At 61.5% G+C, this 26,438-nt stretch carries 23 protein-coding genes; 11 read left to right on the forward strand and 12 right to left on the reverse strand.

Annotation, left to right across the window (positions count from 1 at the left end; genetic code table 11):
* Window positions 1–84: 84 nt before the first annotated feature.
* The 3 genes from FHS89_RS11145 to FHS89_RS11155 all read right to left on the reverse strand — a co-directional run bounded on the left by FHS89_RS11145 (window position 85) and on the right by FHS89_RS11155 (window position 2,803).
* Window positions 85–753 carry a CAP domain-containing protein gene (locus tag FHS89_RS11145; protein WP_184011618.1) on the reverse strand — a complete coding sequence of 223 codons (669 nt, stop codon included), beginning with the start codon at window positions 751–753 and terminating at the stop codon, window positions 85–87.
* Window positions 750–1,805 carry a quinolinate synthase NadA gene (gene nadA, locus FHS89_RS11150; RefSeq protein WP_184011619.1) on the reverse strand — a complete coding sequence of 352 codons (1,056 nt, stop codon included), beginning with the start codon at window positions 1,803–1,805 and terminating at the stop codon, window positions 750–752. Before nadA ends, FHS89_RS11145 begins: the two co-directional genes overlap by 4 nt.
* Before the next feature lie 107 nt (window positions 1,806–1,912).
* Window positions 1,913–2,803 (reverse strand): DMT family transporter, encoded by an 891-nt coding sequence (locus tag FHS89_RS11155; RefSeq protein WP_184011620.1) that lies wholly within the window; start codon window positions 2,801–2,803, stop codon window positions 1,913–1,915.
* A gap of 149 nt (window positions 2,804–2,952) precedes the next feature.
* Here FHS89_RS11155 and FHS89_RS11160 point away from each other — a divergent pair, with 149 nt between their 5' ends.
* The 4 genes from FHS89_RS11160 to folP all read left to right on the forward strand — a co-directional run bounded on the left by FHS89_RS11160 (window position 2,953) and on the right by folP (window position 6,083).
* Complete coding sequence (locus FHS89_RS11160; protein ID WP_184011621.1) at window positions 2,953–3,819, forward strand: dihydroneopterin aldolase; 867 nt, start codon at window positions 2,953–2,955, stop codon at window positions 3,817–3,819.
* Between the two features lie 70 nt (window positions 3,820–3,889).
* Window positions 3,890–4,441: a thioredoxin family protein gene (locus FHS89_RS11165; RefSeq protein ID WP_184011622.1), complete on the forward strand. Its 552-nt coding sequence runs from the start codon at window positions 3,890–3,892 to the stop codon at window positions 4,439–4,441.
* Window positions 4,429–5,091, forward strand: a complete 663-nt coding sequence (locus FHS89_RS11170; RefSeq protein WP_184011623.1) for an HAD-IA family hydrolase — start codon at window positions 4,429–4,431, stop codon at window positions 5,089–5,091. The genes FHS89_RS11165 and FHS89_RS11170 overlap by 13 nt, the downstream gene beginning before the upstream one ends.
* On the forward strand, window positions 5,088–6,083 hold the full coding sequence (gene folP / locus FHS89_RS11175) for a dihydropteroate synthase (RefSeq protein WP_184011624.1): 996 nt from the start codon (window positions 5,088–5,090) through the stop codon (window positions 6,081–6,083). Before FHS89_RS11170 ends, folP begins: the two co-directional genes overlap by 4 nt.
* Here folP and ccmB read toward each other — a convergent pair.
* Together ccmB and ccmA are read right to left on the reverse strand one after the other, a co-directional pair.
* Complete coding sequence (ccmB, locus tag FHS89_RS11180) at window positions 6,080–6,745, reverse strand: heme exporter protein CcmB (RefSeq protein ID WP_184011625.1); 666 nt, start codon at window positions 6,743–6,745, stop codon at window positions 6,080–6,082. The genes folP and ccmB overlap by 4 nt on opposite strands.
* Complete coding sequence (gene ccmA, locus FHS89_RS11185; RefSeq protein ID WP_184011626.1) at window positions 6,742–7,398, reverse strand: heme ABC exporter ATP-binding protein CcmA; 657 nt, start codon at window positions 7,396–7,398, stop codon at window positions 6,742–6,744. Before ccmA ends, ccmB begins: the two co-directional genes overlap by 4 nt.
* Before the next feature lie 245 nt (window positions 7,399–7,643).
* On the opposite strand from ccmA, the gene acnA reads away from it, so the two are divergent.
* Window positions 7,644–10,334 (forward strand): aconitate hydratase AcnA, encoded by a 2,691-nt coding sequence (gene acnA / locus FHS89_RS11190; RefSeq protein ID WP_184011628.1) that lies wholly within the window; start codon window positions 7,644–7,646, stop codon window positions 10,332–10,334.
* Window positions 10,335–10,496: 162 nt separating this feature from the next.
* The gene (locus FHS89_RS11195; RefSeq protein WP_184011630.1) at window positions 10,497–10,934 is read left to right on the forward strand and encodes a methyltransferase family protein; all 438 of its coding nucleotides are present in this window, start codon (window positions 10,497–10,499) and stop codon (window positions 10,932–10,934) included.
* 3 nt (window positions 10,935–10,937) lie between these two features.
* Here FHS89_RS11195 and FHS89_RS11200 read toward each other — a convergent pair whose 3' ends face one another.
* Window positions 10,938–12,662, reverse strand: coding sequence for an alpha/beta fold hydrolase (locus FHS89_RS11200; protein ID WP_184011632.1), 1,725 nt, complete (start codon window positions 12,660–12,662; stop codon window positions 10,938–10,940).
* 166 nt (window positions 12,663–12,828) lie between these two features.
* Here FHS89_RS11200 and FHS89_RS11205 point away from each other — a divergent pair, with 166 nt between their 5' ends.
* Window positions 12,829–13,542: a DUF1223 domain-containing protein gene (locus FHS89_RS11205; protein ID WP_184011634.1), complete on the forward strand. Its 714-nt coding sequence runs from the start codon at window positions 12,829–12,831 to the stop codon at window positions 13,540–13,542.
* 7 nt (window positions 13,543–13,549) lie between these two features.
* Here the strand turns inward: FHS89_RS11205 and FHS89_RS11210 are convergent, their stop codons facing one another.
* The 4 genes from FHS89_RS11210 to infC form a co-directional block, all read right to left on the reverse strand.
* On the reverse strand, window positions 13,550–14,416 hold the full coding sequence (locus FHS89_RS11210) for a lysophospholipid acyltransferase family protein (protein ID WP_184011637.1): 867 nt from the start codon (window positions 14,414–14,416) through the stop codon (window positions 13,550–13,552).
* Window positions 14,417–14,455: 39 nt separating this feature from the next.
* Complete coding sequence (locus tag FHS89_RS11215; protein WP_184011638.1) at window positions 14,456–15,355, reverse strand: DMT family transporter; 900 nt, start codon at window positions 15,353–15,355, stop codon at window positions 14,456–14,458.
* A gap of 8 nt (window positions 15,356–15,363) precedes the next feature.
* A complete protein-coding gene (locus FHS89_RS11220) occupies window positions 15,364–16,404 on the reverse strand; it encodes a Hint domain-containing protein (RefSeq protein ID WP_184011640.1) in 1,041 nt (346 codons plus the stop codon).
* A 132-nt stretch (window positions 16,405–16,536) separates the two neighbouring features.
* A complete protein-coding gene (gene infC, locus FHS89_RS11225) occupies window positions 16,537–17,112 on the reverse strand; it encodes a translation initiation factor IF-3 (RefSeq protein ID WP_184011642.1) in 576 nt (191 codons plus the stop codon).
* A gap of 127 nt (window positions 17,113–17,239) precedes the next feature.
* Here infC and FHS89_RS11230 point away from each other — a divergent pair, with 127 nt between their 5' ends.
* From FHS89_RS11230 to FHS89_RS11240, 3 genes are all read left to right on the forward strand, one after another.
* Window positions 17,240–17,893: a lysoplasmalogenase family protein gene (locus tag FHS89_RS11230; protein WP_184011644.1), complete on the forward strand. Its 654-nt coding sequence runs from the start codon at window positions 17,240–17,242 to the stop codon at window positions 17,891–17,893.
* A gap of 287 nt (window positions 17,894–18,180) precedes the next feature.
* Window positions 18,181–18,729, forward strand: coding sequence for a lysoplasmalogenase family protein (locus tag FHS89_RS11235; RefSeq protein WP_184011646.1), 549 nt, complete (start codon window positions 18,181–18,183; stop codon window positions 18,727–18,729).
* A gap of 59 nt (window positions 18,730–18,788) precedes the next feature.
* A complete protein-coding gene (locus tag FHS89_RS11240) occupies window positions 18,789–19,436 on the forward strand; it encodes a lysoplasmalogenase family protein (RefSeq protein ID WP_184011648.1) in 648 nt (215 codons plus the stop codon).
* Here the strand turns inward: FHS89_RS11240 and thrS are convergent.
* A complete protein-coding gene (gene thrS, locus FHS89_RS11245) occupies window positions 19,433–21,382 on the reverse strand; it encodes a threonine--tRNA ligase (protein WP_184011650.1) in 1,950 nt (649 codons plus the stop codon). The two genes, FHS89_RS11240 and thrS, sit on opposite strands and share 4 nt — an antisense overlap.
* 177 nt (window positions 21,383–21,559) lie before the next feature.
* Window positions 21,560–24,109 (reverse strand): aminopeptidase N, encoded by a 2,550-nt coding sequence (gene pepN / locus FHS89_RS11250; RefSeq protein ID WP_184011652.1) that lies wholly within the window; start codon window positions 24,107–24,109, stop codon window positions 21,560–21,562.
* A 162-nt stretch (window positions 24,110–24,271) separates the two neighbouring features.
* Between pepN and FHS89_RS11255 the strand changes: the two genes are divergently transcribed.
* A complete protein-coding gene (locus tag FHS89_RS11255) occupies window positions 24,272–26,431 on the forward strand; it encodes a malate synthase G (protein ID WP_184011654.1) in 2,160 nt (719 codons plus the stop codon).
* Window positions 26,432–26,438 lie beyond the last annotated feature (7 nt).

Consider the following 26,438-nt stretch of genomic DNA (forward strand, 5'->3'; position numbering starts at 1 on the left):
GCGGGCAGGGAAGCCTCCGGCGGGAGGTATTTTGGGAAAAAAGAAATCAGGGGCGCGCGCGCAGTGGCACGCGCCCCGAAAAGATCATTCGACCAGCAATTGCGTGGCGACAAGCCCACCGCACAATTCCCGCCCGCCTGTCGGCGCAATCGCCGCGCCATGGCGGGTGACGTTGGGGGCAAGCATATTGTCGCGGTGATTGGAGGAGGCCATCCAATCCTCCACCATGGCCTGTCCAAGGCTCGCATAGGTATGGCGCGGCAGGATGCCCGTGCGCCCGCCATAGGTATAAGTGCAATTTTGATGGCTGATCACCCGGTATTCGACGCCGGATTTATAGGCGATGAAGAAATCCTTGAGGATATTCTCTCGCGCTTCGCCATAGCGGGCCCCTGCGCTGTCCAGACGGTCAAGGAAGCTGTTGCGCCCCGCGACCGGGGAGCGGTGATCGAAAAAGCCCAGTTGCGCCATATCGCCCGAATGCATTTCAGCCGCGCGGGTCAGCGCCGGGTCGGTGGTGACCGGATCAAGCCCCGCCCGGCACCGTCGTTCGTTGACGAAAGCGGTCGTGGCCTCGCTCACCAATCGGTTGTCATGGGTGCCGTCATTGGGCACATCGGCGGCAAAAGCCCGTGGCAGCGTGACCGCGCATGCATCCGTCGCCACAGGCGCGGGGGCGGGGATATCGCTCGACACACAGGCCGCGAGGGTCAGCCCCGCAAGGGAGGCGAGGGCAAAGAGGCGCGCGCTCATTTCGTCACCGCGATCATGCGTTCCACCGCCCGTGCCGCCCGGCCGATCAGATGCTCAGGCACCGTGACCTCCTCTGTCCCGGAATGCAGCGCCCAGAGGATATTCTCAAGGCTGATCCGTTTCATATGGGGGCAGATGTTGCAGGGGCGGATAAACTTCGTCTCGGGCAGTTCCGCCGCGACATTGTCGGACATGGAGCATTCGGTGACCATCACCACCTTTTCGGGCTTTTTGGTGCGGACATAGGAAATCATGCCATGGGTGGAGCCTGCAAAATCGGCCTCATCAATCACATCGGGCGGGCATTCGGGATGGGCGATGATCACGACACCAGGGTGATCTTCGCGGAAGGCGCGGAGTTCTTCGGCGGTGAATTGCTCGTGGACGATGCAGGCACCTTCCCACCAGACCACGCGCTTTTCCGGGACCAGTTTGGCGACATTCTGTGCCAGATAGCCATCGGGGGTCATGATGACCGTATCGCTGTCTTGTGCGCGCACGATCTCCACCGCGTTGGAGGAGGTGCAGCAGATGTCGGAGGCCGCTTTGACCTCAGCCGTGGTGTTGACATAGGACACGACCGGTGCGCCGGGATATTCGGCGCGCATCTTGGCGATGTCGGCGGCGGTGATTGAGGACGCCAGCGAGCATCCCGCGCGGCTGTCCGGGATCAGTACCCGCTTGGCCGGATTGAGGATTTTCGAGGTTTCGGCCATGAAATGCACGCCGCATTGCACGATCGTGGATTGCTCCACCTTGGTTGCGGCAATGGCCAGTTGCAGGCTGTCGCCCACGATATCCGCGACGCCATGATAAATTTCCGGCGTCATGTAGTTATGGGCGAGGATGACCGCGTCCTTCTCCTTTTTCGCCGCGTTGATGGCGCGGATATAGGGGGCGCAGCTGGCCCATTCGGGGGCGGGAATGATGGATTTGACCACGTCATATTGCGCGGATGTTGCCTCCATCGCGGCATCGGACGGCGTCAGATCGTAATGCGCCGCCAACTCGGCACGGGCCGCATCTGCTGCGGTGTTGGCATTCATGAACATGGTTTGCTCCCCACATTATGCTCATTCGGAGCATAAATTTCTGTTCAAAAAACGCGCAAGGCTTGCGCGCGAAATCCCCTCAGATGTGGCGAGCTGTCACGAATTTGTCAAGCCTTAAGCCCCGGCGTGATCCGCGCAAGCCGTTGCTCCCGCCGGAATGCATATACCCCGGTCAGGGTCACAATCAGCATCCCGAACACCGTCCAACCATCTGGAATATCGCCAAAAACCAGATAGCCAAGGCCAATGGCCCAGATCATCACCGTATAGCGGAAAGGTGCGACATAAGCGATCTCTCCCACCCGCATCACCGCGACCGAACAGATATAGCCCAACAGGATAAACCCAGCCGCGCCCGCAAGGATTGCCCATGTGGCGGGCGCCATGGCGACCCAGTCTTGGGTCGGGGACAACACGATGCCGGTAAACGTGATCGCGCCTGCGGTCAGAAACGCGACCTGATAGGAGGAGACCTGCGCGGAAAGCCGCCGGGTCGCCAGATCGCGCAGCACGATAAAACCGACCGCCGCAACCGCCCAAAGTGCCGCTTGGTCAAATCCGGCAAATCCCGGCTTGATGATGAACAAAACGCCAAGGAACGCGACCGCAATCGCGCTTAACCGCCGCCAGCCCAATGGCTCCCCAAGGAACACTGCTGCCGCCAGCGTCACCGCAAGGGGTGTGATCTGCAACACGGCGGAGGCATTGGCGAGCGGCATCTGGGTGAGGGCCGTCAGAAAGCACAAGGTGCCGCCGATCTCCGCGCCGGTGCGCAGGGCGACGGGCCAACGGTCTCCGCGCGGAACGGGGCGGCGGAACGCGCCCTTGACCCAGGCGATTGTGCCCAAAAGGGCCGTCGCCATGATCCCGCGCACCACCATGATCTGATAGAGACCCAACTCAAGCGATGCGAGTTTCACCAAGGCGTCGTTGAACGTATACGCCCCCATTGCCCCGATCATCAGAAGCGCGCCGCGCATATTGTCCGTCAGGGGCATAGGTGGGGTTCCCGCATGTTTCCCTTATCGGTACACCTTGGATGGTCCTGCGCACAAGATGTCGCGGCGAGGCGATTGTGTGCCGTTTGCCGGGTTGTCCGCCGCGTTCAGGCTCGCTACCCATTGGGCGAAGGACAAAGGACGTCGCCATGACCAATGAAACCGCACAGGCGCTTGGGCCGCTCGAATTTCGCACGCATGGGCAGGGGGCCGCGACCCCGCTCGACCGCATTTCGGTGCGTGATTATGTGCGCACGGTCGATATCGGGGCGTTCGGCAAGGAGCGTGGCGTGACCCAGCGGGTGCGCTTTAACGTGGTGCTCGAAGTGGTCGCCCATGCTGCGGCGGAAAATGACGATGTGGATCAGGTCATTTCCTATGACACGATCGTGGAGGCGATCCACGCTGCCTTGGCGGTGGAGCGGCTCAACCTGCTCGAAACGCTCGCGGAGCGGATCGCTGCGGGGTGCCTTGCGGATGCGCGGGCTTTGCGCGTGTTTATCCGGGTGGAAAAGCTCGACCGTATTCCGGGTGCGTTGGGGGTGGAGATCATGCGCCAGCGTCGCCCGGCGGATACGCCCCGGCTTGGCCCCGTGCCCGCCCCGCGCCCCGATGCACCGGGTGCGCGGCCGCTTGTGTTGTTCCTCGCGGCGGGGGCGATGCCCGATCGGGATCAGCTTGCGGCCATGGTGCGGCCCCTGGTCGTGGTGCTGCCACCGCTCGATCCCAGCCTGCGCGATGTGACCGGGGAGGCCGCGCGCCGGATCAGCCTTCTGTCGATGGAGCAGGCCGCATGGCGGTTTGCCGGAGCGGATGACAGGCTTGTCGTCGCCGGATCACGGACGGAGCTAGATTGGGCGCTGCGCGAAGGGTTCGTCGCGGTCTGGGCCCCGTCGAAAATCGTCCTTGATGCGGTTGATGATCCGGCCCCGGACGGGGCGGACCCGGCGGCGCTGGCCACCTGGCTTGCCCGCCATCTTGACGGGGAATACGCCACGGCCCTTCCCGCCGCCTGAGCCGCCTTGCGATGGGCGGCGATCTGGGGCAGGGTCCGGCTCAGTTTTGATCCCGCGACGGAGGCCCGCTATGCCCGCAATTGAAACCCCGCAAGAGCCGCTTGGCTGGGCTGCGCCCGAATTCTCCCTGCCTGATCCGTCGGGACAGGTGTTCAGCCTTGGGGATTTGCGCGGTGTGCGCGGGTTGGTCGTGTTCTTCATCTGCAACCATTGCCCGTATGTGAAGGCCATTGCGGATCGGCTGACGATGGATGCGCAGGTGCTTCTCGATCTCGGCTATGGGGTCGTGGCGATCTCGTCCAATGATGTGGCAAGTTACCCGGAGGACAGCCCGGAAAACATGGCTGTTTTCGCGGAGGAGCATGCGTTTCCCTTCCCTTATCTCTACGATGAAGATCAGTCGGCGGCGAAAGCGTTCGGTGCAGTGTGCACGCCGGATATTTTCGGCTTCGATGCCATGCTCAAGCTGCGCTATCGCGGGCGGCTTGATGCATCGGGGCGGGAGGCCGCGCCGGATGCGCCGCGCGAGTTGATCGACGCGATGCGCCATGTCTACCGCACGGGCCGCGGCCCGGAGGTGCAGCATCCCTCCATCGGCTGTTCGATCAAATGGAAAGACTGACGCCGCTGCGGGTGATCTTTGACCTCGACGGCACGCTGGTCGACAGCGCGCCGTCGCTTTGCCATGCGGGCAATGCGATGATCGCGGAACTGGGCCGCGCACCCGTCGATGTGGCCACCTACAAAACCTTCGTCGGGCGCGGGATGCGCAAGCAGATTGAGGGGCTTTTGGCCCATACCGGGGGCATTCCTGAGGATTTCGAGCAGTGCCTTGCCCGGTTTCGCGCGATCTATGACGCCAACCCGCTGATCAAGACGGTGCTTTATCCGCATGTTCTGGATGCGCTGGCGGAGGTGCAGGCGGCGGGTCACAGCCTTGGCATCTGCACCCAAAAGCCCGAAGCGCCTGCGCGGTTTGTTACCTCCGGGCTGGGCCTCATGCCACCCATCACGGGGCTGACCTGTGGCGATACGCTTGACGTGTTGAAACCTGATCCCGCGATGCTCTGGCACGCAGCGGAGCAGTTGCCCGCTGGTCGGATCGTTTTTGTGGGGGACAGTGAAACCGATGCGCAAACGGCGCTGAATGCCGATGTGCACTTCGTGTTGCACACCAAGGGCTACCGCAAGGGGGAGATCGCAACGCCCTACCGGTTTGACGATTGGGCGGAATTTCCCGCCATCCTGCAAGAGATCGCCTTAGCCACATGATCTATTACCGTCCCCTTGCCCAAACCGGCCCGCGCCGCCCCGGGTCTGCTGTGCCTCTTGCCGGTGGGTGGGCGTGGTTCACCCATGTGGAGGCTCTGTCACGTGGGGCACCCGGGCGGATCGTTTCGGTGGCGGATGTGCCTGCGGATGCGCTGGCACGCCTCACCGGGGACCGCGCGCCGATGGCGGGCCTTTCCATGGCGCGCCCACACCTGATGGGTATTCTCAATGTCACGCCGGACAGCTTTTCCGATGGCGGGCGGCTTTCCAATGTGGAGAGGGTGCGGGAGCGGGCTGGGGCGATGGTGGCGGCGGGTGCCTCACTCCTTGATATCGGGGGGGAGAGCACGCGCCCCGGCGCGGCCCTTGTCCCCGTCGCGGAGGAGATGTCCCGGGTGATGCCCGCCTTGGAGGCCGTGCAAGGCTTGCCCTGCGCCATTTCCGTGGACACCCGTAAGGCAGAGGTGGCGCGCGCTGCCCTCAATGCCGGGGCGCATCTGTTCAACGATGTGTCTGCCCTGACCTTCGATCCGGCGAGCATGGACGTGCTGCGAGAAACCGGCGCGCCGGTCTGCCTGATGCATGCGCTGGGCGATCCGGCGACGATGCAGGATGCGCCGCGCTATGATGACGTGCTGCTCGACGTGTATGATTTTCTGGAAGCGCGCATCGCGGCCTGTGAGGCGGCGGGCATTTCGCGCAGCCGGATCATGGTTGACCCCGGTATCGGCTTTGGCAAGACGCTGGAGCATAACCTGACCCTGCTGCGCGGCCTCAGCCTGTTTCACGGATTGGGCTGCCCGATCCTGTTGGGTGTGTCGCGCAAGCGTTTCATCGGCACTATTGGCGGCGCGGCGGAGGCGGATCAGCGCGCGCCCGGCTCCATCGCCGTCGGGCTGGAAGGGATCCGGCAAGGTGCGCAGGTGTTGCGCGTCCACGATCTGGAGGACACGGCGCAGGCCCTGGCGCTGTGGCAGGCGGTGGCCGTCTAACTTAGATGCACGCGCAGGGCCGCGGCACTGGCAAAGGGGCTGACGGCGACCGCGAACAGGCTCGTGCCCGTCAAAAGCATCATAGCAATGCCGGGATCAAGGCCCTTCGCCGCGAGGCTTACGACCTGCGCGCCGAAAATCAGCGTCGGGATATAGAGCGGCAGCACGAGGATCGACAGCAACAGCCCACCGCGCCGCACACCCACCGTCAGCGCCGCACCAATCGCACCAAGCGCGGACAATGCCGGGGTGCCGACCAAAAGCGCCGCCACAAGCCATGGATAGGCGGGCCCGGCAAGGTTCAGCGTCAGCCCCAGCACTGGTGCCGCGATCACCAGCGGCACGCCTGTCGTCAGCCAATGACCAAGGGTCTTGACCATCACCAATCCCTCCATCGGCACGGGAGAGAGTGCGAGGATATCAAGCGTGCCATCCTCCGCATCCTGCTGAAACAGACGGTCGAGCGACAACAGGCACGCAAGCAGCGCCGCCACCCACAACACACCCGGCGCAATCAGGCCAAGCGTCGGCGTCTCTGGCCCGACGCCGAAGGGGATCAGCATGATCACGATCAGAAAGAAGGCAAGGCCCAGCCCCGCGCCGCCGCCGGACCTCAGCGCCAGTGTCAATTCGCGGCGCAGCAGGGCGGAATAGGCGTTCATTCCCAGCCTCCGGCCATGAACGGGTCGGTTTCTTCTGCCGCCGTGACAGGGCGCGGTCGCGTGAGGGTAAGCGTGTCGGCATCGGTCAACCCCAGATCAATATGCGTAGCGATCAGCGCCATGCCGCCCGCGTCGCAATGGGCGCGGATCACGCTTGCCACACGCTCGACCGTCGCCTGATCGAGCGACACTGTCGGCTCGTCCAGCAGCCAAAGGGGGCGGTCTTTGGCTAGTGCCAACCGCGCCAGCCCCGTGCGCCGCTTCTGCCCGGCAGAGCAGGCATGGGCCGGGCGATCCGCGATTTCGTCAAGCTGGAAGCTCTGCATCGCCGCGCGCACATCACCGCCAAAAAGATGCGCCCAAAAGGCGATGTTCTCCGCCACGGTCAGGGTCGGCTTGAGGGCATCCTGATGCCCGGCAAACAGAACCTGATCCTGAAAAGCATCCCGATCCGTCAGCGGCGTGCCGTTCAACACCACCGATCCCGACGCGATGGGCATCAGACCCGCAATGGCGCGCAGCACCGTCGATTTGCCAACCCCATTTGGCCCGCGCAACAGCGTCGCCCGCCCCGGGGTCAGCGCAAAGCTCAGATCAGATACGATCATGCGACCGCTGCGCATCAGGGTAAGGGAGGAAACGGCGAGGCTCATATCCCTTGGGTAACGGATCGCACCGCGCCTGGGAAGGCAGAAACCAGCGCGGGTGAGGGGCGTGCGTGTTTTTGGAAAAAAGAAACGCGGGGCAGGGTGTGACGAATTGTGTACCATTGCACACAAAGCTTGAAACCGATGCGAATTTCCGGCATAGGGGGCGCGAGATTTCAATCTGCGACTCTTATCTGCTAGCTTGCCGACAAGACACCGCACGACCCGGACCCACACCTGAGGAGGATGCCATGCCCATCACAGTCGGCCATGACAGTGCAAAAACCCGCCGTGAGCTGACCGTCGAAAACCAGACGGTTGCCTATTATTCCATTGAAGCGGCAGAGGCCGCAGGGCTTGGCGATTTTTCCAAGCTGCCCGCCGCACTCAAGGTCGTGCTGGAAAACATGCTCCGGTTCGAAGATGGCAAGACGGTGCATATCGACGATATCAAGGCGTTTTCCGATTGGGCCGCGCAGGGTGGCAAAACGAACCGGGAGATTGCCTATCGCCCGGCGCGCGTTCTGATGCAGGATTTCACCGGCGTTCCCGCCGTGGTGGATTTGGCCGCGATGCGCGACGGGATCGTGGCCCTTGGTGGGGACGCGCAAAAGATCAACCCGCTCAACCCCGTTGATCTGGTCATTGACCACTCCGTGATGATCGACGAATTCGGCAATCCGCGCGCGTTCCAGATGAACGTGGACCGCGAGTATGAGCGCAATATGGAACGCTACACCTTCCTCAAATGGGGTCAGTCCGCGTTCAACAATTTCCGCGTGGTGCCGCCGGGCACCGGGATTTGCCATCAGGTGAACCTTGAGTATCTGGCACAGACCGTCTGGACCGATACCGACCAGAACGGCGCCGAAGTTGCCTATCCCGATACGCTTGTCGGGACCGACTCGCACACCACCATGGTCAACGGTCTTGCCGTGCTCGGCTGGGGTGTCGGCGGGATCGAAGCGGAGGCCGCGATGCTGGGTCAGCCCGTGTCGATGCTGATCCCCGAGGTTGTGGGCTTTAAACTGACCGGCGAAATGGTCGAAGGCACCACCGCGACCGATCTGGTGCTCAAGGTCGTGCAGATGCTGCGCGAAAAGGGCGTGGTCGGAAAATTCGTGGAATTCTACGGCGACGGTCTGGACCGGCTTCCGCTTGCGGATCGGGCGACGATTGCGAACATGGCGCCGGAATATGGCGCGACCTGCGGCTTCTTCCCGATTGATGGCGAGACCCTGCGCTATCTGCGCACCACGGGCCGGGACGAGCAGCGCATCGCGCTGGTCGAAGCCTATGCCAAGGCAAACGGGTTCTGGCGCGGCGCGGATTACGATCCGGTCTATACCGACACGCTGCACCTCGACATGGGGGAGATTGTCCCCGCGATCTCCGGCCCGAAGCGCCCGCAGGATTATGTGGCCCTGACAGACTCAAAATCCGCGTTTGCGCGTGAGATGGAGCAGACGTTCAAGCGCCCGATGGGTAAGCAGGTTCCGGTTAAGGGTGAGGATTACACCATGGAATCGGGCAAGGTCGTGATCGCGTCGATCACTTCCTGCACCAACACCTCCAACCCTTATGTGATGATCGGCGCGGGCCTTGTTGCGCGCAAGGCGGCGGCCCTTGGCCTGACGCGCAAGCCGTGGGTCAAAACCTCCCTCGCGCCGGGCTCGCAGGTTGTGTCCGAATACCTTGAGGCGGCAGAGCTTCAGGATGATCTGGATGCGCTGGGCTTTAACCTTGTCGGCTATGGCTGCACCACCTGTATCGGCAACTCTGGCCCGATCCAGAAGGAGCTGTCTGATGCCATCGCAGAGGGCGATCTGGTGGCGACCTCGGTCCTGTCGGGCAACCGCAACTTTGAAGGGCGGATCAGCCCCGATGTGCGCGCAAACTACCTCGCCTCTCCGCCGCTGGTGGTGGTCTATGCCATCGCAGGCACGATGGATATCGACCTGACGAAAGACCCGATTGGCACCGATAAAGACGGCAATGACGTCTATATGAAGGACATCTGGCCGACCACGCAGGAGATTGCGGATCTGGTGGAGAAAACCGTCACCCGCGAGGCGTTCCAAGCGAAATATGCGGACGTGTTCAAGGGCGATGAGAAGTGGCAGGGCGTGGCAACCACCCCGTCAGAAACCTATGACTGGCCGCCAACCTCCACCTATGTGCAGAACCCGCCCTATTTCCAAGGCATGGCGCAGGAAGCTGGCGTGATCTCTAATATCAAGAATGCCAAGGTGCTGGCCGTGCTGGGCGATATGGTCACGACCGATCACATCTCCCCCGCCGGATCGTTCAAGGACACGACGCCAGCGGGCAAGTACCTGATCGACCGTCAGGTGCCGGTGCGGGAGTTCAACTCCTACGGCTCCCGTCGCGGCAACCACGAGATCATGATGCGTGGCACTTTCGCCAATATCCGCATTAAGAACGAGATGCTGGATGGCGTTGAGGGCGGCTACACCAATGGCCCCGACGGTGAGCAGACCTCGATCTTTGATGCCGCTATGGCGTATCAGGAAGCAGGCACGCCTTTGGTGGTGTTCGGTGGGGAGCAGTATGGCGCTGGCTCCTCCCGCGACTGGGCCGCAAAGGGGACGGCCCTGTTGGGTGTGAAAGCCGTGATCGCGGAGAATTTCGAGCGTATCCACCGCTCCAACCTTGTTGGCATGGGTGTGATCCCGTTCGAATTCACCGGGAGTGACACGCGTAAGACGCTGGGCCTGAAGGGTACCGAAACCGTGTCCATCTCCGGCCTTGCGGGCGATATCGTGCCGCTGTCTGAGGTGCCCTGCACGATCACCTATGAGGACGGCACGGTGAAAGAGATCATGCTCAAGTGTCGGATCGATACCGAGGTTGAGATCGACTATGTTCGCAACGGCGGTGTGTTGCATTACGTTCTGCGGAACCTCGCAAAATCCGCGTAGTCTGATGGCAGCGTTCTGATGAAAGGGCCGGGGGGCGACCTCCGGCCCTTTTTCGTGGTGGTGCGCGGGCCATGTCCCTTAGGCGGAAGAATAGACCGGGTGCCCTTTCCTCTGGCCCATCGTGACACCATATCCCGTCAACAGACTGAGCGGAGCAGACCCATGGCCGAAAAATCCTTTCCCGACCTTCCCCCCATCTGGATGGCGGGTGCGATGGTGGCAATTGTCATGATTGACCGCATGGTGCCGGAGCAGGGATTGCGGCTGCCGGGATTTGTGCTGATGCTCATCGGGATCGGATTGATCCTGTGGGCTGGCAGCTATTTCCAGCGCAAAAATACGCCGATCCATCCGGGTGTCGCCCCGAAATCCCTGTTGATCGAAGGCCCGTTCAAGATCAATCGCAACCCGATCTATACCGGCATGGCGGTGATCCTTGCGGGCTTTGCGATTGCGACGGGCGCGTATTTTGGTCTTATCCTCGTGCCGGTGTTTATGTGGATTATCACCGAGCGGTTCATCAAAGGGGAGGAGGCACTGATGCGACAGGCTTTCCCCGATGAAGCTGCGGCATATATCGCTGCCACCCGGCGGTGGTGAGGATCAGCGGGCCTCGTCCCACGCAGCAGCGCGCCTGAGAAGGTCGAGGATCAGATCGGGCTTGTGATAGAGAACATGAAAGCCTGAATCGGGCACGATCGTCACCGGATTGTTCGACGTTGTCCGCACATATTGCTCAATGAATTCAGCACCCATTACGGGGCAATGGGCACCATGCAGCCATTCGGCCCGGCAATGCACGGCGCGATACGCCTCCGTCCAGTCCGACATGGCTGCCGCCCCATCCAGAACAAAGCCGCGGGTGCCCTGTACGATCATATGCAACCCTCCGGCCTCAATCGCCGGATATATCGCGGGATCGTCAAGGCAGGCGCGATCTACCGGATCATTGCGAAAGAAGGAGTCGAAAAAGCTGCGCGGCCCGGATTTCAGGAACGCACGGGTGCCGATGGTCAGGATCATCTCCATCAGGGCAGGGGTGTGCTTGGTCGCGATGGCGGCCATGCGGGTCTGGCGGTTCATGGCGTGGATATGGGTTGTCTCATCAATGGGGATGCCCGCCCCGATCATGACCATCCCCCGCAGCCTGTCGCCGAGATGGGCCGCGATGCGGTAGGCGTGGGAGACGCCGCCCTGATGGGCAATGATATGCACATGCTCGATCTGCTCGGCTTCCAGCACAGCCAGCGCGTCGGTGATGGTTTCATCATTGAAGGCGGCATCCGTACTCGACGGGCTGGTTTTGCCGAACCATGGCCGCGAGGGCGCGATCAGGCGCAGCCCCTCGCGGGCAAAAGCGCGCTCCATCGCTTTGGGAAAGAAGGGGCCGGTTTGCAGCCCGTGCAGGAACAGAAACGGCACCCCGTCCGGCGCACCATATTGGCGATAGTGAACGGTCCGCCCACCCGCAACAGGCAAGAAATGGCCATCCTCGGGCAGGTTCTGTGCCGCGACTGCCGGGCGTCGCAAATAGGCGACGCTGCTGGCCAGCACCGCCACATCCGCCATGCGCGGCAATCCGGTTTTTTGCAGGATCGCTTTTGACTGCGCCTTGATCGTCTCGACAGATTTGCCGGCGGTCTGCGCGATCTGGGATTGGTTTTGACCGTTGAGCACACCGTGAAGCACCACTGCCTCCCGTTTGCTCAGTCCAAGTGCCGCCGCGATTTGGTCAACAAGGTCATCTGTCCAGCGAATATGCGAAAAGGCGAGGGCAAGCACCGGCTCCTCGGGGCGGTCGGGAAGGGCCGTGACCTGACATACCGCGAAATGCAGGCTGCCATCGGCATCATGCACCACCGGCAGGATGTCTTGCGTCAGGCCGGACCCATCGCGCAGGCCACGCAGTGCAAGGCGCAGCGCCTGCTGCCCGTCGCGCGTGATCGGCACGGCGTCAAGCGGCTTGCCCTGAGCCTCGGGAAACAGGGCGGCCGCGGCCGCGTTGCACCATTCCACACGCCCTGCGGCAGAGACGATCATGCGCGCATGGGCTGTCTCCGCCATGGAACCGCTGAGCGCGTTTTGCGCGCTTTCGCTGCCCTGAAACCGATCAAAAAGCCGCGCAAGCCGCGCGCTGTGCTGCGCGATCTCCGGCGCCAGCACCCGCGCGGCGCCCAGATCGGGCGCACGCTGCCAGCCACCGCCGCTTTGAAACAGATAGGCATTGGCCTGGTCAAACAGCGCGTCGAGTTGCGTGCTGTCCTCGGACACAGCATAGGCGCTGTTGAGCAACGCGATCAGTTTTGAGTTTTCGGCGGGTGTTTCCATCCGGCGCATGTTCCCTGTGAAACACCGTTTCTTCAAACCTTATCAGCACCATGCGACGCAATTGCGGCAAAGGCAACGTGGCGTGTTCACGCGGTCTCCCAAACTCTTGATTGGAAAAGGGGGGATGTGCTGTCTACATTCATGGCAGACCAAAAGGGGCACCGTTTTGAAACGATTTATCCATGCACTTTCCGCCGCTGCGATTATGGGGCTTGGCCTTGGCCTTGGCCAGATGGCTGTGGCTGAGGAACGGGAGGTGCTTTTGGAATTATTCACCTCGCAGGGCTGCTCGTCCTGCCCGCCCGCCGATGCGGCTTTGGGCGAATTTGCGCAGCGCGACGGCGTGATCGCACTCGCGTTGCATGTGGATTATTGGGATTACCTTGGCTGGCGGGACGAATTCGCCATGCCCGCCATGACCGCGCGCCAGCGCAGCTATGCTGAAACGATGGAAGAGCGGTCCGTCTATACCCCACAGATGATTATTCAGGGGCAGGCGATGGCCGTGGGTCATAACACCCGCGCCATTGACCGCTATATCGCCCAGATGCGCGCGCAACCCCAAACCGCGCGCCTGATGGCGGAACGCTACGAGGATATGATCAAGGTGCAGGTCGAGCCTGACATGGCTGGGCAAACCGGCGTGCTGCATGTGGTCGCCTATCGGTCCAAGGCGGTGTCGCCCATCGCCCATGGGGAGAACCGGGGCCGGACGCTGACCCACACGAACGTGGTCACGAATTGGTCCACGGTCGGCGCATGGGAGGGGGAGGCCGCGACCTTCGTTGTGCCAATGCCCGATGCGCAGGACGGCGGGATCGTCGTGATCCTGCAGGCGGGAATGACCGGCCCCGTGATCGCGGTAGACCGGCTCAACTAAGCTGGGATCAGCGCCAGCGCCGGTGAAACCAGAACCATTGCGCGGGCGCTTCCATGATCCAATCTGACAATTGCGCATTCGCGTCCGTCATCATCTGCTCGGGCGTGGAGGGCGTGATGGGCGTGCCGAAGATCACGTCAAAGCTCATCCCATCCGTGCGGCGACGGCTGATCGCGGGAATGAGGGGCATGTCGTTGGCCAGGGCAAGTTTGGCCGGGCTCAGCGCCGTTTCCGCCTCATGACCCAAAAACGGCAACAATGGCGCGCCGGTCTGTTTCTGATCTGCGAGGATCATGACGCCCCCGCCGCTGCGCAAATGCCGGACAAGCCCGCGCGTGCCTTCCTTCCCCTTGGGAAAAGCATTCGGATCGACCTCATGCAGCGAGGCCACGAAATCCGCGTTGTAATGGGGGTTGTTATGGGGGCGATAGACGCAAGCCATCTGGTGCCCGGCAAACCGGATCGCGGCGCGGATGCCTTCCCAATTGCCATAATGGGCCGTCACGATGACCGGGCCGCGCCCGGCGTCCAGCGCGTCGAGCGTGTCGGCCCAGCCGTCACCGCCAACATGGAACCGGGCGGGATCGGCCAGAAACTCGGTCATCATGGTTTCTTCCACGAGGACACGGCCAAAATTGTCGGATGTTTCCCGCAGGATTTTGCGCGCATCAAACGTGGGCGCCACCCGTTCCAGATTTTGAAAGGTGCGTTTGCGCGCGGTCGGGATGCGCGCAAACAGGCCACGCCCCACCGCCGCGCCGACCTTCACCCGGTTGGGATAGCTCAAGCCGCGCAAGGCGCGCCCGTAGAGGCGCAACAGGCCATTGGCGGCCCATTCGGCCCCTCGCATCATGGATGTGCTCAACTGGTTCATGCGCTTTGAGGTAAGCTATCGCGCGCGCGCAGAAAAGCCCTACACGTCCTGCCGTTGCGGCACGACCTTGGTTTCGCGATACCAGACGTAAAGCCCGGCACCCACGATCACGGCCGCGCCCATCACGGTGAAGCCATCGGGAAACTCCCCGAAGAAGAAAACACCCCAAAGCGTGGCAAAAGCCAGCCCGACATAGCTGAACGGTGCTAGCACGCTCGCGGGGGCCGCGCGAATGGCGAAGATCAGAAGGAGCTGCGCCAGCCCGCCAATCGCGCCGAGCACGACCATGATCCCCGCATCCGGCAGGCTGGGCGTTTCCCATACGGGTGCCACCATAAGGCTCGCGGCCAATGCGCCAAAGAGGCCAGTGTAGAAAAAGCTGGTCCATGCGCTTTCCTCCGATCCCAGAAACCGGGTCGCGATGGCATAGGCGGAATAGCAGAACGCGGCGGCAAGCGGGAACAGCGCATAGGGTGTGAACACGTCTGTTCCGGGCCGGATGATGATCAGCGCCCCGATCATCCCCGCGCCCACACCGGCCCAGCGGCGCAGGCCAACCTTCTCTTTCAACACCAGAACGGCAAGCCCGGTCAGGATCAGTGGTGCGACCTCGAAAATCGCGGTGGCCTGCGCGAGCTTCAACCCCGACAACCCGCTGTAGAAGCTGAACGTGGCCCCGAACAGCAGCACGGACCGCAGCAACTGCATCTTTATGTGTTTGGTTCCGATCACCCGAAACAGGATCGGGGAGAGCATCACGAGGGTCCATGCGACCTGCCCGGTATATCGCGCCCAGACCACCATCATCGGCTCATAGCGTTGTGTCAGCCCTTTGGCCAAGGCGTCCATCAGGGTGAAAAACAGGATCGCGGCGATCATGAACAACACCCCCTGCCGGGTGCTGTTTTCCTCAAGCCTGATGGTGGGGAGAATACGCATAAGCCTGCTTAGGCGGGCTGGCGCAGGCTGTCCATAGCGCGCGGCAACCGGAGCGCCTGTTGCACGGTCAGGCAGGGGCGGGCAGGGCGCCCGTTCAGCGCCTGCGCGCCGGTTCGGCGCGGAAACAACCCATAGAGACGCAGGCGCGTGCGCGCAGGCAGATTGCGGATCACCATTGGCCCGATCAGGAGCGATTCCACCTCGCATCCTTCGGCAAAGACGATCTCGTGCCGGTCGAGCGCGAAATGCACCCAATCCTGGTGGTGCCGTCCGCGCATAAGGCGGATGCCGGGTTGGCGCACCAGCCCCTTGGCCGGGGCAAAGCGTTCGCTCTCATAGGGCAGTTGGTGCGTTCCGCCCACCAGAACGCGATGTTGCGCGGACAGGATCAGATCGCGGCGGGGGATGGCCGGGCCAAATGCGCCCATTCGGATCAAGACGGGCAGTGTGTCACCGTCGAGCCCCACCTGGTGCCGGGACCACCAGCGGATCGGCCGTGGCCCGTGATCGCGCGTCAACACCAGATCACCGGCGCGCAGGTCGGCCACCACGCGCTCCCCCGCCGGAGTGGCGATGCGGGTATCGGGGGCGAAACAGGGCAGGTCGATATAGTCTGTGTACCGTAGGGTCGTATCCCCGAAGTCAGGATCGTTATTGTCCACATTGAAGGAGCGGATGAATTCGTAGGACAGATTTGGGTCCAACTGCTCTGACGGCAGATAGCCTATCAGTTGACCGCCGATTTCCACCCGGTCGATTGTGAGGATGCGGCCACCAGGGGCGCGGATCTCAGCATAGGCTTCGACATAAATGCGGCCAGAGGCGACAGCCGTGCCATCTGGCCGGGTCACGATGCCGGTTTGGTTGGTATCCTCCCCCCTTTCGTCAGCGGAGGCATCCCCATCGAAGAACACGTCGTTATCCGTGATCTCCATGCGCACCCGATCCTGAAAAGGATCATAGCCGTTGAAAAATTCAAATGAGTTGGTGCTTGCGTTATACCCGAACGCATCTGCGCTATAGGCAAACAGGGTGTAGGTGGTGGTCATCCCAAGCGCTCTTATCCATTCCGTCAGGAAGGGAGCTACGCGCAAGGATTTAAGTCATGGTAAATGGGCAAAGAAAAACGGGGCGCTGCATCGGCAGGCCCCGTTCCGCATGTCGCGTCTGATCGGATGAGGTCAGGTTTTGACCGGCCCCACGATCATGATCATCTGGCGGCCTTCCATCTTAGGCATGTGTTCGACCTTACCCAGTCCTTCAAGGTCGGTTGCCACACGCTCCAGAAGCTCACGACCCAGATTCTGGTGCGCCATTTCCCGGCCTCGGAATCGCAAGGTGACCTTCACCTTGTCCCCATTGTCGAGGAACCGCGTCACGTTGCGCATTTTCACTTCGTAATCATGGGTATCGGTGTTGGGGCGGAATTTGACCTCCTTCACCTCGATGATCTTCTGCTTTTTGCGCGCTTCGGATTCTTTTTTCTGCTGTTCGTATTTGAACTTGCCGAAATCCATAATTTTGCAAACCGGTGGGTTCGCATTCGGAGAAATCTCGACAAGGTCAAGCCCTTCTTCCTCTGCCATGGCGAGTGCCGCGGCGGGGGACAGGACACCATGGTTTTCGCCAGCCGATCCGATCAGGCGGATTTCGGGTGCACGCACGCGATCATTGACTCGAGGGCCGGTGTCACGGGTGGGCGGGGCGTTGTGTGGTCTGCGGGCGATGGTGGTATGCTCCGTTGTTGTTTCGATCATATGCGCAAATGGATGTAGCCATTGCACTTCATGCTCTTAAGTGGATAAAAATCCCATGAAGGTCAAGAGTCGCCGTCACGTTGGAGAAGCCAACAGCAGGTGTCCGGGCCTTTGAGCGGGGAATTTTGTGGAAGTTGCATATCTGGGTCTGATGCTGTCGGTGATGGGCGCGCTTGTCTATGTAAGCGTTTTCCAACTTGCCGCGCCGTCGCTGCGCCGCATGATCGTCAAGGGATGCGCCGTCAGCGGGCTGATCCTGTTTGCCGTGGGCTTTGGCGCGCCGCTGATGCTGATCGTGGCCCTTGGCCTGATGTTCGTCACGGACCTCGTTTTGGCCTCCGGCGCGTTTCGCACCAAACGGTTGATGATCATCGGCATGATCACCTCCATCGCCGGGCAGGGGGCGTTGATGCTGTTGTTCGCGCAGCATTGGGGCGGGCTGGAGAACTGGTTTTTCGGGCTGGTGGCCATCTTGGGCTTTGGCTTGGGCATTCTGACCATGCTCTGGGATGAGATGAAAAAGATGCTGTTCCCCGTCATGATCTATATCAGCAGCATTGCCGCGATGGCGTATTTCTCCTTCGGACTAATGGAGCCTTACCGGCTGGCGGTTTATGGCTCGGTGCTCTTTATCGTGCATGCGATCATCCATGCGTTTGAACAATTCCATCTGGCGCCGACATCGCCCTATGTGCGGGTCACGGCCCCCGTCATCTATCTGCTCTATTACGGGGCGCTGCTGATATTCGCGCTCGCGTTCATCCTGCCCGAAGCACTCTGATTTCCGAGTTTTCGATTCGATTTTGGTGAGGGTGGCTTGCCGGTTGGATTGTCGCGTTCTGATATCGACATATGTGCGGTTGTATATAAAGCTACCCGCAATGGCGTGACACACGTTTAAGTTGTGAAACGGGTCGAAACAGCGCGAAACACTTGCCCTTCCTTCACCGATGCTGTGCAAAGGGGTCAGCTTTGGGGGCTTGACGGTTGTTGCTGATCTTATCCATTGGTTGTGCGCTTGTGTATGGGCTGGCCTTTAGTTGGCGGCCTGACCTGTTGCCACGGATTGTGACCAAAACTGCGGCGATGCTGCTGCTGTCTTTGGTGGCTGTGCTCTCCGATGCCCCGCTTTTCATCATGTTTGGAATTCTGTCTGCCACACTGGGGGATTTCCTCGTCATCTATGGCTACCGATGGAAAAGCGTGGCGCGGCTCAGGATCAGTTCGCTGGCCTATATGGTGGCCTATGGCGCCTATATCGTCGGGTTCGTGAAGGCGGATGCGGCACTGGGGGCTGATTTTGCCTATGTCTTTGCTTTTGCAATCGCTTTTGGTGCGATGGTGCTAAGTTGCTTTGGGCCCCAGATGCGGGAGATTTCCTCGCCCTCGGTGCTTTTTTCGCTGATGGTCGTGGCGCAGTTTTCCGTCGCCTATACCCTTCCGCCGGAGCATGTGCTGGCGTGGTACGGTGCCTGCCTGATCCTGATCTCCAAGGCGCTGTTCGGGTATGAGCTGTTTTTGGTTCCGCAGGGCGATAAACGTCGCAGATTGTCGAGCCCGGCGGTCTGGTTGAGCTATTTCTCTGGCCAAGCGTTGATCGTGATGGGGTTTGCCTGAGCGATTAATTGCCGGCGGCGATGGATCACCTGCGCCGTGTTGAAAGGATCTGACTGCCCGTGTTGTCCCCGGCTTCCCTCCTTGCTGCGGCGCTCATTTCGTCCGTGATCTACGGCGTCGGCTTTAGCTGGCGGGTGGAGGGGCGCGCGCGGGCATGGGTCAAGCTGGCCGCGATGGGATGTCTGATCCTCTATGCGATTGCCGCCGGGATGCCGTGGCTGCTGGTTCTGGCCCTTGTCTGTGCGACGGTGGGCGATGTTCTGGTCGTTTCGGGGTGGAACGTGCCGCAAGAGCGGCTTTTGCACACCAGCCTTGCCGCCTATATGGGCTGCTATTTGCTGCAAATGTTCATGTTTTTCATGACAGGCGCGCAGTTTGATGCCGATTTCGCCATCACCTTTGCGCTGGCTTTGTCGATCCTCGTGATGGGGCTTGTCGCCTTCGGGAAAGACATGCTGAGCGTGTCTGTCGTCACGATTTTCTATGGCCTACTCGTGGTGTTGATCGTCAGCACGGCCTACACCCTGCCGGATGCGTTTTGGCGTGCGAAACTCGGGACTGCGCTGTTTTTCGCGGCAGGGCTGCTTTACGGGATCGAGTTGTTTCGCATCGGTGCGCATGATCCGAAACGGTATTTAGTGAGCCCCGCGATTTGGTTCACCTATATCGCGGGGCATCTTCTTGTTTTGTGGGCGTTTTCCGCCTAGTGGCGCAGATCGACCGGGGTTGCTTCCTCCCGCAGGATCGCGACGGCCTCCGCCACGGTGATCACCTTTGAGTGTTTCTCGCCCAGGCGGCGCATGGACACGGTGCCATCTTCCACTTCCTGACGCCCAACGGCGAGGATCACCGGCACCTTGCCCACGGAATGTTCGCGGACCTTGTAGTTGATCTTTTCGTTGCGGCTGTCTGTCTCTGCCCGGATGCCTGCCGCGCGCAATTGTGCGACGATATCGGCGGCAAACGCATCCGCATCCGACACGATGGTCGCGACAACCACCTGCCGTGGGGCAAGCCAAAGCGGGAATTTGCCCGCGTGGTTTTCGATCAGAATGCCGATGAACCGCTCAAAAGAGCCAAGCGTCGCACGGTGCAGCATCACCGGGCGGTGCGGCTCCCCATCCTGCCCGATATAGCTCGCATCAAGCCGCTCCGGCAGAACGAAATCGACCTGATGCGTACCGCATTGCCAGTCGCGCCCGATGGCATCGGTCAGAACGAATTCCAGTTTCGGGCCATAAAACGCGCCTTCGCCGGGGTTCAGTTCCGGCTCGATCCCTGCGGCACGGGTCGCGGACAAAAGCGCGGCTTCGGCCTTGTCCCACACCTCATCAGACCCGGCGCGCACCTCTGGCCGGTCGGAGAATTTGACCTTGAACCCCTCGAACCCAAGGTCCTGATAGGTCTTAGACAGGAAGGAGATGAATTCCGCCGTCTCCGCCTCGATCTGGTCCTCCCGGCAGAAGATATGACCGTCATCCTGCGTGAAGCCGCGCACCCGCATGATCCCATGCAGCGCGCCCGATGGCTCATACCGGTTGCACGAGCCAAATTCGGCCATGCGCAGCGGCAGATCGCGATAGGATTTCATACCCTGATTGAAAATCTGCACATGGCAGGGGCAGTTCATCGGTTTGAGTGCATTGATCGCCTTTTCGCGGGCGTGCTCCTCGTCCACTTCGACGATGAACATATTTTCCTGGTATTTTTCCCAATGGCCCGAGGCTTCCCACAATTTGCGGTCCACGACCTGTGGCGTATTCACCTCGACATAGCCACCCGCCCGCTGGCGGCGGCGCATGTAGTCCTGCAAGGTGGTATAGATGTTCCAGCCATTCGGATGCCAGAAAATCTGCCCCGGCGCTTCCTCCTGCATGTGAAAGAGGTCCATCTCCCGGCCCAGCTTACGGTGGTCGCGCTTGGCCGCTTCCTCCAGCATGGTGAGGTAGGCTTTCAGCTCCTGCTTGTTGCGCCACGCGGTGCCATAGATGCGCTGAAGCTGCTTGTTCTTTGCGTCGCCCCGCCAATAGGCACCCGAGACGCGCATCAGTTTGAACGCATCGGCAGGCACTTGGCCAGTATGCGCCAGATGCGGGCCACGGCACAGATCTTGCCAGTCCCCATGCCAATACATGCGGATCGCCTCACCCTCGGGGATCATGCCCACAAGTTCGACCTTGAACGGCTCGCCAGAGGCTTCGTAATGGGCCACAGCGCGGGCGCGGTCCCAAATTTCCGTGCGAACGGGATCGCGCAAGGCGATGATATCGCGCATTTTCTTTTCAATGACCTCAAGGTCTTCGGCAGAGAATGGCTCTTCCCGGTCGAAATCGTAATACCAGCCGTTTTCAATCACCGGGCCGATGGTGACCTTCACATCGGGCCAGATTTCCTGCACCGCGCGCGCCATGATATGCGCGCAATCATGCCGGATCAGTTCGAGCGCTTGCGGCTCATCCTTGAGGGTGTGAATGGCAAGGTCGGCATCCGCCTCAATGGGCCGGGACAGATCGCGAAATTCACCGTTGACGGTGCAGGCCAACGCGGCCTTTCCGAGCGATTTCGAGATATCGGATGCAACCTCACCCCCGGTGATCCCCGCCTCATAGCTGCGCTGTGCGCCATCGGGCAAAGTGATCGTGATCTGGGACATCTGATGGTCCTCCTCGGTTTGGCGCCTACGAAACGCCCGGTTGGGGTATGTGGTTCGGGCGCAGTCATCGCCGCATTGGCCGAGCCTGTCAAGCGTCGCGAAACGCGCCGGGCATGCTCTGTCTGGAATTATCACCCGAGTGCCGGGCGTTACCGCGCTGTGAGGCGCGGCCCCTAATTATGCCGCGCGAATCCGACCGATGATCTCGGTCATGTCGCGGGACAGCGTGGGTGCCGAAGCGATCCGTTCCAACTCCGGCCCGATCAGCGCCTGCCGGGCCCTATCGAGTCTCCGCCACGTCTCGAACGCGCCCGCGACCCGTGCGGTGGTCTGCGGATTGACCGGGTCAAGGGTCAACAGCCAGTCGGCCAAGAGCGTGTAGCCGCTGCCATCCGCCCGGTGAAAACCAGCCGGGTTCGCCACGGCAAAGGCACCGATGACCGCGCGAAAGCGGTTGGGGTTCTTCCAGTTGAACGCGGCATGTTGGGTGAGTGTCTTGACCGTCGCGACAGCCTGCGCGGGCGGCGTGGCCACGGCCTGCACCGTGAACCATTTGTCCATCACCAACGCATCCGTGGCCCATTTCGTCTCAAACGCGGCAAGGGCGTCCTGCGCCTGACCCGCGCTGACCAACAGGGCCAAGGCGGCCATCGTCTCTGTCATGTTGTTGGCCGTGTCGAACATCGCCTTTGCCTCTACCGCCTGACGGTCCAGTCGCGTGAGATAGGCCAATAGCCGGGCGCGCAGCGCCCGTTGCCCCGGTGCTGCACCATCGGGAGAATAGGGACCATCCACCCGCATTGCGGCATAGACGGCGGGCAGCGCATCGCCCAACGCCGTCGCAATGGTATGCTCCACCACGGCGCGCCGGTCGTGGATGGCCGATGGGTCCACCACTTGGCCCCGCCCTGCGACATGCGCGGCGATCTCCTCTTCGGATGGCAGGGTCAGGGTCAGCGCGCGGAACGCTGGATCAAGGGTTTCATCCGTCAGCACTGCCTGCAAGCCCGCGCCCAGTGCAGCGTTATCCCGGTCGGAGGTCAAAGCCTCCAGCATCATCGCGCGGCCTGCCTCCCATCGGTTGAACGGATCGCTGTCATGGGCAAGGAGGAATGCCTGTTCCGCCGCCGACACATCCCGCGCCAATGTGACGGGCGCGGAAAAGCCGCGTAGCAGGCTCGGCACCGGGCGCTCCGCCAGATCAAAGCTCAGGCTTTCCTGCGGTTGTGTCAGCACATGCAGGCCCTGCGCCACTTCCGCCCCGGTCTTGTCCAACAGCCCGTAAGCCATTGGGATCGGCACGGGTTTCTTGTCCGTCTGGCCGGGTGTGTCGGGCACGGTTTGCGTAAAGGTGAGCGTGTAGCGCCCGTCCTCCCATGCCTCCGCCACATCGACACGCGGCGTGCCCGCCTGCGCGTACCAAAGCGCGAATTGGCTGAGGTCAATGTCGCAGGCATCCTCAAACACCTTGAGCCAATCCTCGATCGTGCAGGCCTGCCCATCATGCCGCTCGAAATAGAGGTCGGTGCCCCGGCGGTATCCTTGAGGCCCAACCATGAGCCAAAGCATACGGATCAGTTCGGCGCCTTTCTCATAGACCGTCGCGGTGTAGAAATTGTTGATCTCCACATATTCGGCAGGGCGCACGGGGTGCGCCAGTGGCCCGCTATCTTCGCGAAACTGGCGGGCGCGCAGCATCTTGACGTCATCAATGCGTTTCACCGGTTCGGAGCGCATGTCGCCGGTGAACCGCTGATCGCGGAACACGGTCAGCCCTTCCTTGAGGCACAGTTGGAACCAATCGCGGCAGGTGATCCGGTTGCCCGTCCAGTTGTGAAAATACTCATGGGCGATGATCGCCTCGATCCGCTCGAAATCGAGGTCTGTCGCGGTGTCGGGCGTGGCCAGCACATAGCGGCTGTTGAAGATGTTGAGGCCCTTATTCTCCATCGCGCCCATATTGAAATCATCGACCGCCACGATCATGAACAGATCAAGGTCATATTCCCGGCCATATTCGGTCTCGTCCCAGCGCATGGAGCGTTTGAGTGCATCCATCGCATAAGCGCATTTGCCCTCATCGCCGGGGCGGACATAGATTTTTAGGTCCACCTTGCGGCCCGACATGGTGGTGAACGTGTCGTCCACCGACACCAGCTCGCCCGCGACAAGTGCGAAGAGATAGGCTGGTTTTGGCCACGGATCGTGCCATTCGGCCCAGCCGTCGCCCTGCGCGGTTGGATTGCCATTAGACAGCATGACGGGCAAGTCGCCCTCGATCCGCACGGTGAAAGGGGCCATCACATCGGGGCGGTCGGGATAGTAGGTGATCTTGCGAAAACCCTCGGCCTCGCATTGCGTGCAATACATCGCGTTGGACATATAAAGCCCTTCCAGCGCGGTATTGGCCGCCGGGTTGATTTCGACCTCCGCCGTCCATGTGAAGCCGCCCTGCGGGACATTTTGCACCGTCAGGCCCGTTGCGGTGATGTCCGGGGTCACGTCCTGCCCGTCGATCCACGCGGCCATAAGGGTCAACTGCTCCCCATCAAGTTCCAAAGGGTGATCCCCATCCGCACGTGCGGGATTGGGCACGAACACGATTTCCGAAGCCACGCGCGTGGCCTCCGCCTTCAGGGAAAAGGTCAGCGAGACCCGCTCCACCAGCCATGCGGGCGGCGAATATGCGGCAAGGCGGGTGACGGGGTGTTGGGTATCGGTGCGCATGGGAAACCTCGGGCAAATGCTGCTGTCACAGGAGATGGCACGAGAGGGCGGGGAGGTCAAACTTCCACTATGTGAAAACCTTTTTCAAAAGTGTTTGCCGCCCGCATGCCGTGGCATACATGCCAGTGCAGACCATAGGACATCGCCCTCAAAGGAGCCGCCATGAACAGCTATCGCACCGTATCTGACCTGCATATCGCGCCGCAGCTTTTCGACTTTGTGGAACGGCAGGCGCTGCCCGGCACCGGAGTGTCATCGCAGGATTTCTGGGCGGGTTTGTCCGCTGTCGTCCATGACATGGGGCCAAAAAACCGCGCGCTTCTTGCCCGCCGGGCAGATTTGCAAAACCAAATCGACGCATGGCATGTCGCCAACCGGGGCAAGGCGCATGACGCGGCGGCCTATACCGATTTCCTGCGGGAGATCGGCTATATCGTGCCCGAGGGCGATGATTTCAGCGTTGAAACCTCTGGCGTTGATCCGGAGATAGCGTCCATCCCCGGTCCGCAGCTTGTGGTGCCAGTGATGAACGCGCGCTATGCGCTCAATGCTGCGAATGCACGCTGGGGCAGCCTTTATGATGCGCTCTATGGCACGGATGCGATGGGGGATTTGCCGGAGGGCAAAGGCTTTGATGCAGCGCGGGGCAACCGCGTGATCGCGTGGGCGCGGGCCTATCTGGATGAGGTCGCGCCACTCGCGGCAGGGGGCTGGTCGGATGTGACCGGGCTGCGCGTTGAGGGCGGCGCGTTGATCACAGCGCAGACGGCGGGCGATACCGGGCTTGCCGATCCTAGTCAATTCGCGGGCTTTGCCGGGGCGGCCGCAGCGCCCACTGAAATTCTGCTGACCAAGAACGCGCTCCATATCGCCATCCAGATCGATGCGACCAGCCAGATCGGTGCGGGGGATGCGGCGCATATCTCTGATATCCTTCTCGAATCCGCGATCTCCGCCATTATGGATTGCGAAGATTCCGTCGCCGCTGTTGATGCCGAAGATAAGGTCGTGGCCTATGCCAACTGGCTTGGCCTGATGCGTGGCGATCTGGAGGAAGAGGTCGCCAAGGGAGGTAAGACCTTCACTCGCCGCCTCAACGCGGATCGCAGCTATACCGCGCCTGAAGGGGACGCACTGACGCTCAAGGGTCGCGCGCTGATGCTGGTGCGCAATGTCGGCCATCTGATGACGACACCTGCCGTGCTGGACCGCGACGGGAATGAGATCGGGGAGGGGTTTCTTGACGCTTTTGTCACCGTGCTCTGCGCGATGCATGATCTCAAGCGCGACAGCGGCAACTCCACCCATGGCTCCGTCTATATCGTGAAGCCGAAAATGCACGGGCCGGAGGAAGTCGCCTTTGCCGGGGAGATTTTCAGCGCGGTGGAGCGCACCCTTGGCTTGCCCGCGAACACGGTGAAGATGGGCATCATGGATGAGGAGCGGCGCACCTCCGCCAACCTCAAGGAATGCATCCGCGCCGCTAAAAACCGGGTTGTGTTCATCAACACGGGCTTTCTGGATCGCACGGGGGATGAGATGCACACCTCGATGGAGGCGGGCCCGATGATGCGCAAGGGGGATATGAAAAACACGCCCTGGATCGCGTCCTATGAGGACCGCAACGTCGATATCGGCCTTGCCTGTGGTTTGCGCGGCAAGGCACAGATCGGCAAGGGGATGTGGGCGATGCCTGACCTCATGCAAGCAATGCTGGAGCAAAAGATCGGCCACCCGAAATCCGGGGCCAACTGCGCATGGGTGCCCAGCCCGACCGCAGCGACGCTCCATGCCACCCATTATCACAAGGTTGATGTGCTCGCCCGTCAGGACGAACTTGCCAAGGGTGGCCCGCGCGGCACGCTGGCCGATCTTCTGACCATCCCCGTGGCGCAGGGTCAAAACTGGTCCGATGCGGACATCACGGCGGAGTTGGAGAACAACGCACAAGGCATCCTTGGATATGTCGTGCGCTGGGTCGATCAGGGCGTTGGCTGCTCCAAAGTGCTCGATATCCACAATGTCGGCCTGATGGAGGATCGCGCGACCTGCCGGATTTCATCGCAGCATATGGCCAACTGGCTGCATCATGGTGTCGTCTCCGAGGCGCAGGTCATGGAAGTGATGAAGCGGATGGCCATCGTCGTGGATGAGCAGAACGCGGGCGATCCGGCCTATACGCCAATGGCGCCCTCCTATGACGGGCAGGCGTTCAAGGCCGCGTGCGATCTGGTGTTCAAGGGGACGGAGCAGCCGTCTGGTTATACCGAGCCGGTGCTCCATGCCCGCCGTTTGGCGCTCAAGGCCGAGCTGGCCTCCTGATAAACCA

The sequence above is a fragment of the Rubricella aquisinus genome (assembly GCF_014199445.1).
Classification (GTDB): Bacteria; Pseudomonadota; Alphaproteobacteria; order Rhodobacterales; family Rhodobacteraceae; genus Rubricella; species Rubricella aquisinus.